12 protein-coding genes are annotated in these 12558 nt (G+C 70.3%); 6 read left to right on the top strand and 6 right to left on the bottom strand.

Going from position 1 to position 12558, the window contains the following annotated elements:
- Positions 1 to 8 precede the first annotated feature (8 nt).
- Entirely contained in the window at positions 9 to 662 is a 654-nt protein-coding gene (locus tag E5082_RS16300; RefSeq protein WP_135791966.1) for an HD domain-containing protein, read from the bottom strand.
- 81 nt (positions 663 to 743) lie between these two features.
- On the opposite strand from E5082_RS16300, the gene E5082_RS16295 reads away from it, so the two are divergent.
- Positions 744 to 1436, top strand: a complete 693-nt coding sequence (locus E5082_RS16295; RefSeq protein WP_135791965.1) for a copper homeostasis protein CutC — start codon at positions 744 to 746, stop codon at positions 1434 to 1436.
- A gap of 77 nt (positions 1437 to 1513) precedes the next feature.
- Complete coding sequence (locus tag E5082_RS16290; RefSeq protein WP_135791964.1) at positions 1514 to 2161, top strand: DUF5701 family protein; 648 nt, start codon at positions 1514 to 1516, stop codon at positions 2159 to 2161.
- Between the two features lie 200 nt (positions 2162 to 2361).
- Here the strand turns inward: E5082_RS16290 and E5082_RS16285 are convergent, their stop codons facing one another.
- Positions 2362 to 4437, bottom strand: a complete 2076-nt coding sequence (locus E5082_RS16285; RefSeq protein WP_135791963.1) for a HelD family protein — start codon at positions 4435 to 4437, stop codon at positions 2362 to 2364.
- A gap of 250 nt (positions 4438 to 4687) precedes the next feature.
- Here E5082_RS16285 and E5082_RS16280 point away from each other — a divergent pair, with 250 nt between their 5' ends.
- Together E5082_RS16280 and E5082_RS16275 are read left to right on the top strand one after the other, a co-directional pair.
- Positions 4688 to 5956 (top strand): hypothetical protein, encoded by a 1269-nt coding sequence (locus E5082_RS16280; protein WP_135791962.1) that lies wholly within the window; start codon positions 4688 to 4690, stop codon positions 5954 to 5956.
- 130 nt (positions 5957 to 6086) lie between these two features.
- Positions 6087 to 6293 carry a hypothetical protein gene (locus E5082_RS16275; protein ID WP_135791961.1) on the top strand — a complete coding sequence of 69 codons (207 nt, stop codon included), beginning with the start codon at positions 6087 to 6089 and terminating at the stop codon, positions 6291 to 6293.
- 7 nt (positions 6294 to 6300) lie between these two features.
- On the opposite strand, the gene E5082_RS16270 is transcribed toward E5082_RS16275, so the two are convergent.
- Positions 6301 to 7965: a DNA repair helicase XPB gene (locus E5082_RS16270; protein ID WP_135791960.1), complete on the bottom strand. Its 1665-nt coding sequence runs from the start codon at positions 7963 to 7965 to the stop codon at positions 6301 to 6303.
- 27 nt (positions 7966 to 7992) lie between these two features.
- On the opposite strand from E5082_RS16270, the gene E5082_RS16265 reads away from it, so the two are divergent.
- Positions 7993 to 9633, top strand: a complete 1641-nt coding sequence (locus tag E5082_RS16265; RefSeq protein WP_135791959.1) for a recombinase family protein — start codon at positions 7993 to 7995, stop codon at positions 9631 to 9633.
- A 124-nt stretch (positions 9634 to 9757) separates the two neighbouring features.
- On the top strand, positions 9758 to 9931 hold the full coding sequence (locus E5082_RS32385; RefSeq protein WP_167514073.1) for a hypothetical protein: 174 nt from the start codon (positions 9758 to 9760) through the stop codon (positions 9929 to 9931).
- 721 nt (positions 9932 to 10652) lie between these two features.
- Here the strand turns inward: E5082_RS32385 and E5082_RS16260 are convergent.
- The 3 genes from E5082_RS16260 to E5082_RS16250 all read right to left on the bottom strand — a co-directional run bounded on the left by E5082_RS16260 (position 10653) and on the right by E5082_RS16250 (position 12483).
- A complete protein-coding gene (locus E5082_RS16260) occupies positions 10653 to 11489 on the bottom strand; it encodes a protein kinase domain-containing protein (RefSeq protein WP_135791958.1) in 837 nt (278 codons plus the stop codon).
- A 72-nt stretch (positions 11490 to 11561) separates the two neighbouring features.
- Entirely contained in the window at positions 11562 to 12005 is a 444-nt protein-coding gene (locus E5082_RS16255) for a glycine-rich domain-containing protein (protein ID WP_135791957.1), read from the bottom strand.
- Positions 12006 to 12252: 247 nt separating this feature from the next.
- Positions 12253 to 12483, bottom strand: a complete 231-nt coding sequence (locus E5082_RS16250; protein WP_229918922.1) for a hypothetical protein — start codon at positions 12481 to 12483, stop codon at positions 12253 to 12255.
- Positions 12484 to 12558 lie beyond the last annotated feature (75 nt).

The following is a 12558-nucleotide window of genomic DNA, read 5'->3' as shown; positions in this document are numbered from 1 at the left end:
GCCCGGAGTCAGGTCGACAGCATTTCCAGCTCTCCCGCGAGGTTCCAGCGGGCGGTCGCCTCCCAGTGCTCCGACCCGTAGGGGGTGTGGAACAGCCTTGGCAGGTCCAGGAGTTGGCGCAGTACCGCCGAACGCCCCTCGTGGAAGGCGTCGTTGGGCACGAAGTGGTACTCCTCGCGGATCTCGGCCGTGTAGGCGGCGTACGCGGACGGCGCCGAGGCGAGGATCGCCAGGTCGGCGTCGCACAGCACCTGCCCGTTCCGGTCGCCCTCGGCCGGGTCGTGGCCGACGGTGAGCCGCACCAGCCGGGCCACCTCCGCGACCTTCGCCTCCGGCACCCCGGCCTCGGTCAGCGCCCGCTCGGCCAGCCGCGCGGAGCGCTCCTCGTTCTCCGACCGGTCCGGCAGGTACACCGCGTCGTGGAACCAGGCCGCCAGCCGTACGAGGTCGGGGTCGTCGGCGTACTCCGCCAGCGCGTCGACCCGGTCGAGGACCGCCGTGAGGTGGGCGAGCGTGTGATAGCGCCGCTGCGGCTCCTCCCAGCGGGCGATCAGGTTCCCGGCGTACGGCGCGGGGTCCGGGCCCCCGCCCGGTGCGCGGGCGGCTTCGAGGGCGCGGGCGAAGCGGAGCCCGAGGTCTGCTGCGGTGTCTGCGTCGGCCATGTGTCCATTGTTCCGGTGATCGGGGGCGGGGCGTACCCTGGAATTGGACTAGACCTGTAGCCGCGTCGGAATTGGGGTGCCATGAGCAAGCGTGCGGTCCTGGAGGTGATCGCCCTCGGGGTCGAGGACGCGGTCGCCGCCCAGGCGGGAGGCGCGGACCGGCTGGAACTGGTCACCGACATGGCGGCGGACGGGCTCAGCCCCGACCCCGCCGTGGTGGCCGCGATCCGCGCCGCCGTCACGATCGACCTGCGCGTGATGCTGCGGCTGTCGGACGGGTTCGCGGCGGGCGACCTCGGCCGGCTGACCGGCACGGCCGCCGAACTGCGGGCGGCGGGCGCCGACCAGTTCGTCCTCGGCTTCCTCGACCCGGACGGGGACGTGGACCTCGCGGCGGTCGAACGGGTCGTCGACGCGCTGGACGGCTGCCCCTGGACCTTCCACCGGGCGATCGACCGCGCCGCCGACCGCGACGCGCTGCGCAAGCGGCTCAGCGGGCTGCCGGGTCTGGACACCTTCCTCACGGCGGGCGCGGCGACGGGTGTGGACGAGGGGCTGGACACGCTGACGGCCGAGGCCGCGCACACCGGCACGCCGGGGTACGAGCCGCGCATCATGGTCGGCGGGGGGCTCCGGCTGGAGCACGTGCCGGAGTTGCGGTCCGCCGGTATCGACGCCTTCCACATCGGTGGCGCGGCCCGCCCGCAGGGGTGGGCCGGCCCGGTGTGCGCCGACGCCGTCGGGGTGTGGCGGGGGATGCTCGACGGGGAGTAGGCGGCCCTGCCGGGAATGTTCCGGGCGGGCGGTTCGTTGGGCCTGCGCCCGTACACACCGCTGTCGTTGGGAGCATCGTGTCCGAGACCACGCAGACCTTCACCCCGCTGAGTACGCAGGCCGAGCGGCTGATCGAGCTGGGGGTGCACGAGATCGCGGGACTGTCGGCCGCCGAGGTCCGGGCGGCGGCGGAGGGGGCCGGGGACGGCGACTTCCTCCTCGCCGTCCGTCCCGACCTCGCCCCCGCCTCCGTACTCGCGCCGCTGCTCCGGCGCCGGGACAGGGCCGGGTTCGTCGTCACCGACATGACCGACGTCGACCTCTTCGCGCCGCTCGACACCATCGACCTGCCCGACACCCCGCTGTACCTGGTCAGCGGGGTCGACCGGGGCGACGACATGGCCAACTGGAGCCCGGACGAGGCACTTCCGGCGCTCACCGCCGCGTCCCGTACGCCGCTGCTGCTGACCGAGGGCATCCACTGGGTGCTCCAGCGGCCGGACGTGCTGGAGCGCAATCACTGCTTCATGACCATCGGCTCCCGGCTGCGCAAGCCCAAGGGCACGCTGGACGCCCGCACCCCGGCACTCTGGATCAGCAACGGCACCGGCCGGGACGGACGCGAGCGGCGCGACGCCCCCAAGGTCGGCTGGTGCTGGGCGGGCAACCGGCACACGTGGCTGGGTTTCGCGTCCGGCGAGGGGCGGAGGGGGCTGGAGCCGTAGGGGCGGCTCGGGGCGCGTGATCCCCCAAGGGGCGCGAGGAGACGCGTACGAGCCGGACCGTGCGGTGATCCTCGCCCCCCGCGGCCTCCGACACTCCACCGCACCGGGATGTCAGTCCCACCACATGGCAGCAGGCGCTGACAACGAAGGAGCGGCGGGCATCGGGTACGGCGGACATGGCGGGGGACGGACTCGGCGCCCTACCCAGCCGCCCGGCCCGCGAGCTGCTCGGGCAGCGGCCCGGTGTGTGCCACGATGAGCCCGGAGACCGCTCGGGTCAGTGCCACGTACAGCCGCCGCAGGCCCGTGCGTTCGTCGGGCTCGCCGTCCACCACCGCCCGCGGCTCGTCCAGTACCACGTAGTCGTACTCCAGGCCCTTGGCGAGCGAGGCCGGGACCAGGGTCAGCCGGGTCTCCTCGGTGGTCTCCTCGCCGGGCGCGAGGAAACCGATCCCGGCCGCCGTCAGGGCCTCGGCGAGGGCGGGCACGCGGGCGTCGGCGGCGATCAGCCCCGTCGAGCCCTCGTGGCGCAGCAACTCCTCGCAGGCGTGGACCACGTCGGCCACCCCGTCCACCGCGCGCACCTCGAAGAAGCCGGGGTTCTCACGGACGGAGGCGACCGGGGTGAGGCCGGGTGCGATGTGGGGGAGCAGCCGGGAGGCGTACGTGATCACGTCCGTGGGGACGCGGAAACCGGCCGTCAGTTCCTCGATCACGCCCTCGCTCTTGCCGAGATGGGCCAGCGCCTCCTCCCAACTCCGGGTCGCCCAGGGGGTCGTGCCCTGCGCGAGGTCACCGAGGACGGTGGCGCTGCCGGTGGTGCAGCGGCGGCCGACCGCGCGGTACTGCATGGGCGAGAGGTCCTGCGCCTCGTCCAGGACGACATGGCCCAGCGAGTGCGTGCGCTGGATCAGGTCGGCCGCCTCGTCGATCAGCACCGCGTCGGCGGAGGACCACTTGGCCGACTTCACGCTCCGCACCGGCTTGGCCCAGAGCACGGCCTTCTGCTCGTCCTCGTCCAGGATTCCGGCCGCGTGCTCGGCGAGGAACTCCCCGTCGGACAGCAGCCGCAGCACCAGCTTGGCCGGATCGGCCGGCGGCCAGACGGCCTTCACGGCGGCCTTGACCGCGCTGTGGCGCGCGACCGCGTCCTGCACCCGGTCGTCCGGCGCCTCCCCGGCCCGCTCCATCTGCACCAGCACCGCGTGCGCGATCCGCTGCGGCAACGCCTCGCGCGCGGCGCCGTACCGGATCTCGCGGCTCAGCAACTCGCGCACGATCTCCTCCAGTTCGTACGCCGGGACCCGCCAGCGGCGCGAGCCGCGCACCACCATGACCGGTTCGGTCGGCATCGTGACCTGCGCGTACAGCGCCCGGCGCAGCACCTCGGCCATCCGGGCGTCGCCCTTGAGCACGGCGGCCCGCGCCTCGTCCGTGCCACGCACCTCGACATGGGCCACGAGATCGTCCACGGTGGCCTGCTGCACGCTCAACTCGCCCAGCGCGGGCAGCACTTGCTCGATGTAGTGGAGGAAGGACCGGTTCGGCCCGATGACCAGGGTGCCGGTGCGGGCGAGCCGTTCCCGGTGCGCGTAGAGCAGATAGGCGACCCGGTGCAGACCGACCGCCGTCTTGCCCGTACCGGGACCTCCCTGCACACACACCGTGCCGCCCAGCCCGCTGCGGACGATCTCGTCCTGCTCCGGCTGGATGGTGGCGACGATGTCCCGCATCGGGCCGACGCGCGGCCGCTCGATCTCCTGCTGGAGCAGCTTGCTGGTGGCCGCCGTCTCCGAGGGGTCCGACAGGCGCTCGTCCTCGTACGCGGTCAGCTCGCCGCCGGTGTAGCCGAAGCGGCGGCGCAGCCCGACGTCCATCGGGTCCTTCTTGGACGCCCGGTAGAACGGCTGCGACACCGGGGCGCGCCAGTCGATGACCATGGGGTCGCCGTCCGCGTCGTGCACATGCCGGCGCCCGATGTAGAACCGCTCGCCCTCGGCCCCTTCGGCCTGCTCCGCTCCCGGCGCGTGCAGGTAGTCGAGCCGGCCGAAGAACAGCGGGGTGTCGCTGAGGTCGGCCAGCGCCTTGATCCGTTCGTCGATCTGGCGGGTCAGCACCTGTGCGTTGACCCAGTTCGCGGCGACGTCCTTGATGTCCAGCGCCTCCACGTCCTCCCGCATGGCGCGCAGGGCGGCCCGTGAGTCGGCCAGGTGGGTGCGTTCGCGGGTCAGGGGGGCGCGGGGGTCGTCGAGCGGGTCGGGTGCGGTCGCGGACAAGGGAGTGCCTCCGGTTGTACCTGCTGCGTGGTCACGAGGCCGGATACGGCCTTGAAGGGTGCCGTCCGGTTACCGGCCGGGCGGCGGCACTCCGAGGGGAGGCGGGCAAGAGCGGAGATTGTAGGCGGGGCGGGCGGGGCGGGGCCAATGAATATCCGGGCGCGTCCGAATCCGGCCCGGACCCGCTCCGAAGCCGAACGCACGTGCTTGTGCGGCTGATCATGCAGGACATACGTTCGCCGCCATGTCCATGACGCGCAGAAGTATCCTCCGGGGAATCGCCGCCGCACCGTTCGCCGGAGCGGCCGGGGCCGTCCTCACCCCCTCCGTCGCGCACGCCGCGACCATCGACCCGGCGCAGTTCGCCCTCACCCCCCGTACGGGCAACTCCTACGGGGAGTTCGCCGACCTGAACGCGGGTCTGGCGGCCGCGCTCACCAAGGTGGACGCGACCGCCGTCCTCGCCGACACCAACCGCAAGGCCACCCGCCTCACCAGCGCGCCGGGCACGTCCCAGGCGTTCGCGGCCGGCTTCACCTGGGACAGCGGCGACCAGGACGTCGACTACTGGATTCCGCAGGGCGTCACCACCAGCGCCGACGCCTACGGCAACGGTGTCTACCCCGACGGCGGCAGCAACAAGGCCGTCCTGGTCTCCTGGTACTTCGAGACCGACCCGGACGACAACGGCACCGACAACTACCCCCTCGACAAGGGCCTGCGGCTCACCTTCGTCAACTACAACTCCGCCTCCGCGCCCACCTACCGTCACGTCCTGCTGGTCGAGCCGGTGAAGACGGCCACCGGCGAGTTCTCCTTCAACCCCATACGCAAGCACGCCGGCGGCATCCTCTGGTACGGCAACCTGCTGTACGTCGTCGACACCTACAAGGGCCTCAGGGTCTTCGACCTCGACACCCTCTTCCAGGTCGACACCACCCAGACCGACTCCTGCGGCCTGGTCGACGGCACCTACTACGGCTACGGCTACTCCTACGTGCTCCCGCAGAGCGGCGCGTACGACAACACCGGCAAGTACCTGCGCTACTCGGCGATCGGCCTCGACCGGGCCAGCACCCCGGACAGCCTCGTGGTGAGCGAGTACTCCGAGGACGGCGCGGTCGACTACTCGGGCACCTCGTGGACCGGTACGGGCGCGCCGACCACCACGCCGAAGGTCGTGCGCTGGAACCTCGACTACACCGACCGCTCGCTGTCCTCGGGCACGCCGAGCGAGGCGGTCACGGTCGCCCAGAAGAAGATCCAGGGCGTCGTCTCCCGCAACAGCAAGCACTATCTCTCGGTGAGCAACGGCCCCTCCGGCGCGGGGGCGCTGCGCACCTTCACCTCGGGCGCCTCGACCGCGAGCACGGTGTGCAACCTGGCCATCGGCTGCGAGGACCTCAGCTACCACACCAGCGGCGCGTCGGGCTGGTCGTTCGCCGAGTCGGTGATCTGGAACCTGAGCGAGTACGCGGGGAAGCGGTACGTCTACGCCGTGCACGCCGACGGGTCCTGAGCACCTACCCCTAGGGGGTTTGGGCGGAGGGGTGTAGGGGCGGGCTCCACCCACGGGTGCAGAGGAACCGCTTCGAGAACCGGCCCGTGGGTGTATTCCGGACTTGTTCCGGAAGTCACACCATGGAGACATGAGCGCAGCGACCCTTCACCCCGCCCCACCCCGTCCGTCCGGAGCCACCGCGGTGGCCGGCGGCGACCACCGGCACATCCTGGGCGAGGCCCTGCGCGCGATCAAGGTCTACGCGCAGGCCGCCTTCGGCGTGGTCATACTCGGCGAGTACGGCGAGGAGGCGGGCGTCCACCGCAGATACGGGGGCGCCCTCGGGGACCCGTAGCCGGCTCCTAGTTCTCCTTCGTGCCCTCCGCCGTCCCCTCCGCGAGGATCTCGTCGGCGTCGACGATCCGGTAGGCGTAGCCCTGCTCCGCGAGGAAGCGCTGGCGGTGGGCCGCGAAGTCCTGGTCGATCGTGTCGCGGGCGACGACCGAGTAGAAGTGCGCCCGGTGGCCGTCCGCCTTGGGCCGCAGCACCCGGCCGAGCCGCTGGGCCTCCTCCTGCCGGGAGCCGAAGGTGCCGGACACCTGGATGGCGACGGTGGCCTCGGGCAGGTCGATGGAGAAGTTGGCGACCTTGGAGACGACCAGCACGCTGATCTCGCCCTCGCGGAAGGCGTCGAAGAGCTTCTCCCGCTGCGCGTTGGAGGTCTCGCCCTTGATCACGGGCGCGTTCAGATGCTCGCCCAGCTCGTCCAACTGGTCGATGTACTGGCCGATCACGAGGACCTGCTGCCCGGCGAACCGGCGCACGATCGCCTCCGTGACCTTCCGCTTGGTCGCGGTGGTGGCACAGAAGCGGTACTTGTCCTCGGTCTCGGCGGTGGCGTAGGCGAGCCGCTCGGAGTCGGTGAGGTTCACCCGGACCTCGACGCAGTCGGCGGGCGCGATATAGCCCTGCGCCTCGATCTCCTTCCACGGCGCGTCGAACCGCTTGGGCCCGATCAGGGAGAACACATCGGACTCGCGGCCGTCCTCACGCACCAGGGTCGCGGTCAGACCGAGGCGGCGGCGGGCCTGGAGATCGGCGGTGAACTTGAAGACGGGAGCGGGCAGCAGATGGACCTCGTCGTAGACGATCAGGCCCCAGTCACGGGAGTCGAAGAGTTCGAGGTGCGGGTAGACACCCTTCCGGCGGGTGGTCAGCACCTGATAGGTCGCGATGGTGACCGGCCGGATCTCCTTCTTGGTGCCGCTGTACTCGCCGATCTCGTCCTCGGTCAGCGAGGTCCGCTTCACCAGCTCGTGCTTCCACTGCCGGGCGGAGACGGTGTTGGTGACCAGGATCAGCGTGGTCGACCCGGCCTGCGCCATCGCCCCGGCGCCGACCAGCGTCTTGCCCGCACCGCAGGGCAGCACCACGACACCGCTGCCGCCGTGCCAGAAGTTCTCCACGGCCTGCTTCTGGTAGGGACGCAGCGCCCAGCCGTCCTCGCGCAGGTCGATCGGGTGCGCCTCGCCGTCCACGTATCCGGCGAGGTCCTCGGCGGGCCAGCCCAGCTTGAGCAGGGTCTGCTTGATCTGCCCCCGCTCGGAGGGGTGCACGGCCACGGTGTCCGGGTCGATGCGGTTGCCGACCAGCGGGGTGACCCGCTTGGAGCGCAGGATCTCCTCCAGCACCGGCCGGTCGGTGGTGGTGAGGACCAGCCCGTGCGCCGGGTGCTTGCTCAGGGTGAGCCGGCCGTACCGGTCCATGGTCTCGGCGATGTCGACCAGCAGGGCGTGCGGCACGGGATACCGGCTGTACTGCACCAGCGCGTCGACGACCTGCTCGGCGTCGTGCCCCGCGGCCCGCGCGTTCCACAGGCCGAGCGGGGTGAGCCGGTAGGTGTGGATGTGCTCCGGGGCCCGTTCCAGCTCCGCGAAGGGCGCGATGGCCCGACGGCATTCGTCGGCCCGCTCGTGGTCGACTTCCAGGAGCAGGGTCTTGTCGGACTGGACGATCAGGCAGGACACACGTACCTCCGGAGATAGGGTCGTCTCATGACAGAACTAACGCCTGTCACAGCACGGGCTATGCCCCGTGCCCGACGCCGGAAGGGCGTCCCGGCCAGCGCGCCGGGGATGCGCGCCGCTATCTATGTTCGCCTATCGCGCGAAACCGACGAGACGACTTCGCCAGAACGCCAGCGCGCGGCCTGTGAGGCGTTGTGCGAGGCACGCGGCTGGGAGGTCGTAGCCGCCGAGGAAGACATTGATGTCTCGGGCTTCTCGCGTGGGCTCGACCGGCCGGGACTGCAACGCATCCTGACCAGGCTCGCCGAGCTGGACGTGATCGTGTTCTTCAAGATCGACCGGCTTGCGCGCTCCACGGTCGACTTCGCGGAGATCATGAGACTCGCCGAGCACCAGAGCGTCGCGCTCGCGTCGGCGACGGAGCCGCTCGACCTTACATCGTCCATGGGCCGGGCCATGGCGAAGGTGATCGCGGTCTTCGCCGAGCTGGAGTCCGACACCATCGGGATGCGGGTGTCCAGCGCGCACGAACACCTGCGCCGAGAGGGCCGCTACACCGGCGGTCGGGTCCCGTACGGGTACATGGTCGTCCCCAACCCCAACGGGGCGGGCAAGGTCCTCGCGGTCAACGAGGACGAGGCCAAGACGATCAAGCGGATCGTGGAACGGGTCCTGGCCAAGGACTCGCTCATGCAGATCATCAACGACCTCAACAAGGAGGGCGTCCCGTCACCCGGCCACACCTCACGCCAGACCACGGGCAAGCGCAGCGACTCCAAGCAGTGGTACACGACCACGCTGCGCAGCATGCTGGGCAACCCCCAGTTGCTCGGCCAGGTCATCGAGGACGGAAAGCCGATCCTGCGGACGGACGGCCTGCCGCTGGTCAACCGGCCGCCGATCCTCGACATGGACACCTGGCAGACGCTCCAGGACGAGTTGGAGCGCCGTGCCAACCCCGGTGAGAAGCGCCGGGAGGGGACGTCGCTGCTGCGCGGCATCATGCACTGCGGAGTCTGCGGCGAGCGCATGTACACCTTCAGCGGGCGCAACGGTCAGCTTCGGTACCGGTGCATCGGCCCGCTGAAGTACCGCCAGCGGGCGGCCAAGAGGGAGGAGAAGCAGGGCGTGAAGTGCTACGGGCCGACCGTGGCCGGGGTAACCACCGAGGAGCACGTCACCGAGCAGTTCCTCGCGAAGTACGGGCACCTTTCCGTGATGCGGATGGTCCAAGAGGTGGGCGAAGACTTCCGCCCGCAGATCAGGCAGGCCGAGGAAGCGTTGGCCGACCTGCAAAAGGATCGCTATGACCGGGGCCTGTTCAGAGGCGACGACGGAGCGATCCGGTACGCGGAGCAGTACGCCAAGCTGGAAGAGCGACTGGCGACCCTGAAGGAGAGGCAGCGAACGGCGAAGCCGGGCGGCGTGAAGGCGGAGCCGACCGGCGAGACGCACGCCGAGCAGTGGAAGCGCTCGGACGTGGCCGGCAAGCGAGATCTGCTGTTGAACGCGGGCGGCTACGTGGAGGTGGCACCCGCGAGGCGTGGAGGCAAGAAGCTGGACACGTCGCGTCTGTCGGTGTACTTCGGCGAGGAGGGCCACATGCGGCGGGCGGCAGCGGCGAAGGAGAGCGAACGGGAGACCGAGGCGACTGGCAGCCAGGGCTGACGCCGACGTCACCGGACACACGCAGCGGCGCCCCCACCGGACGGACAAGGTGGGGGCGCCGCTTTCTGTGTTGGGTGCAGCTCGTTTGCAGGGAGAACGAGATGGACGCCCCCCAAGGAACGCCATGCAGCTGTACGCTCGCGAGGTGCCGAAGAGTTTCAACTACAGCAAGCCGTTCTTCAGTTCTCAGGACGATGAGCCGCCCGTGTGCCCGCACTGCAAGCAGCCAATTGAGGTGGGCGACGACGTCCACTGGTATCAGGACACGCTCTGGCACACCAAGCCTTGCCCCAGCTGAGTGGGGCAGTCGAATGCCGCCTTTGGCTACGCCCACTCCGCCCTCGGCGCCCGCCCGGAGCAGAAGCCGTCCTGCGGCTCCGTGCGCCGGTCGCCAACCGCGACCTTGATCCCTACTTGCGCTTCCACGCCGCCCGCGAGCACCTACCGCGACCCGCTCAGCGCGCAGCCATGCCGAGGCGGACAGCCTGAGCAGGAAGCAACCCGACCAGTCCGAGCACCAGGACCAGGCCGACACCTACCAAGCGAGGCCCTGCCGCCCGACCGGTCCGCGCTTCGCAGCCGCTGGACTTCACGACCGCAGGCAGGCCCATGCGTCAGGCAGCCGCGTCGGCAACGCCCAGGCCGGGATCGGGACGAGGGCCGTGACGATGGGATGAAGCATGGCTGAGGCCAGCGGGGGGTTGCTGGAGACATACGTGACGGGTGCTGGTACGGCGAGCCCGCCGCCGTGGCTGACTTTCGGTGGTGCAGGTCAGGACTGGGATACGGCCGACCGCTCTGCAAGAAGAACCCTCTCGAACTCCACATGGGGGTAACGGGGTTGCAGCCGCACCCGCGTTCGGGCACGCCGACCACCCCGGTACCATCGGCACCGGGGTCCTGATCAGGGCTTCCACGACCGGACCACCCGGCACGCTGTCCAGGCTGAGGGGTGGTCCGGTCTCTGTTTGTTGGTAGTCGCAGTGGGTCGCTCCTTCGCAGACCGCCGACCGTTGGCTTCAGCTCAGGGCCTTGCCGACCTCGTAGATCGTGGGCCTGTCTTCGGGAGCGTGGCTGAGCATGGCCTCGATCAGTTCGCCCAGCTCACCCCGCACCTTGACGGGCCGTCGCTTGCCGTCTGCCACGGCCCTTCGCTGCACAGGGCGCGGTGCGTCGTCGGGGTACTCGACTGCCCGCCAGCCCGTGGCGGAGATGAGCAGGGAAGCGCCGAGCGCGTAGATGTCGGCTTCCTGGGTGGGCTCCGCCTCTCCGGTGTCGAGCACACTGCGCGCGATCTCCGGGGCTTCGTAGTGGACGAGGCAGCCGCGGAACGGGAAGTCGTAACCCTCGGGCACCCAACCACCGCGCGCCAAGGCCAGATCGATCAGGTGCGTCTGCTCGGGTCCGATGATGAAGTGCGCGGGCTGCACGTCACCGTGCGTCCATCCTTGGGCATGCAGTTCGGCCAGCGCCTCCACGCATCCCAGGGCGACGCTCGTGTGCGGATCGATGCGCGAGCCCGGCTTACGGCAGGGCTCCCACAGCTGGTAGAGGTCCGGTCCTTCCCGCCACGGCTGGAAGTTCCAGGTACCGCCGTCCCACTCGCCGTACGCGAAGTCATGTAGGCCCAGGCGATACAACACCGCACCTTCGCGTGCGGGCGCGAGTGCCGTCCAGGGCTGGGCAGGCCATTCGGCCGTTGCCTCGATCGGATAGCCGACCTTCACGGCGTAGTGGCCCCGATGGCTCTCGACTTCCCAGACCATGGAGCCCCGGCGGTTGAGGACCAGGCGCTGAGTCGTGGGCATGAGCGCGTCGAGCACGACGATCGGCAGTTCAGGGGATGTCCCGGACAACGTCGGTTCTCCTTCCGGGCGGCGCGGCCGACCCCCCCCATCGAGGCCGGCCGCGCCGCTGGTGTCGTGTCGCTACGCCTGACCGTACGGCCGGCCGCAGTCGGAGTCGCACTGCGCGAGGTTCGTGCCGTCCACGGTCCACAGGTCGTCGAAGACCATGAACCCGGCCGCCTTCATCGCGTGCGCGGACGCGGCCACCTTCTCCGGGTTACGCGCCCCGCCACCCGGCTTGGGGTTGTGGTGGAGGAAGCGGCCCGCGAACCGCTCGCACAGGTCGGCGTAGTCCTTCGTGTGCAGGATGAGGGCGTGTAGCCCGAGGTCCACGTCGTCCGACGGGACCATGGGGACGGTGGCGGTCGCGGCCGTGACCACGAAGGCCACGGCCTGGTCCGCGATCCTCTCGGCGCGCTCGCGGGGCTGTCCGCTGTGGGTGACCACGAAGTGGGTGAGGCTGTCGAACAGCTCCTCACCAGCCATCGCGCGGCCGGTCCTCTGGTCGTTGGCCGTTGTCGTCATTCGAATACTCCTTGAGTGTCGCTGTGCTCTGGCACTTGCGCCCACACCGGTCGACGAGGCACGTCCCACGACGACCGGGGGATGGAAGGCCGGCCCCGAACGGGGAAGGGGGAGCCAAGGAAGGTGGCACCCCGTCCGGGGCGTCCGGTCTACTGGCTGATACCGAGGGCCATGCCGATCACCAGGCCACAGGACCCACTGATCAAGACGATGAACAAAACCCCCGCGTACCGACCGATGGCGCGCATCACAGGCCGTCGCGGCTGTTGCCGTTCCTGATGGCAAGACGCGCGCTCAGTTCCTCCCGCGCTGTCGGCGCCACCACGTTGTCCGGCATGGCATCCCACTCGATCCCGCCGCCCATGGGCCTTATCTGCACCCGGGCACCGACCTCACCCATGACGACGCCGATACGTCCACTGGCAGTGTCCTTCGCCAATGCACCAATGCCTGGTCTGGTCTGCTGGTTGCTCGCCATGAGGATGAGCATTCCGCCGCTCAGCAGGACGTTGGAACCTCCGACAAAACCCACTTCGGGACGTCCCGCGTCGTG

This window comes from Streptomyces griseoluteus (genome assembly GCF_004784465.1).
Classification (GTDB): Bacteria; Actinomycetota; Actinomycetes; order Streptomycetales; family Streptomycetaceae; genus Streptomyces; species Streptomyces griseoluteus.
This window is presented reverse-complemented; position numbering and strand designations above follow the sequence as displayed.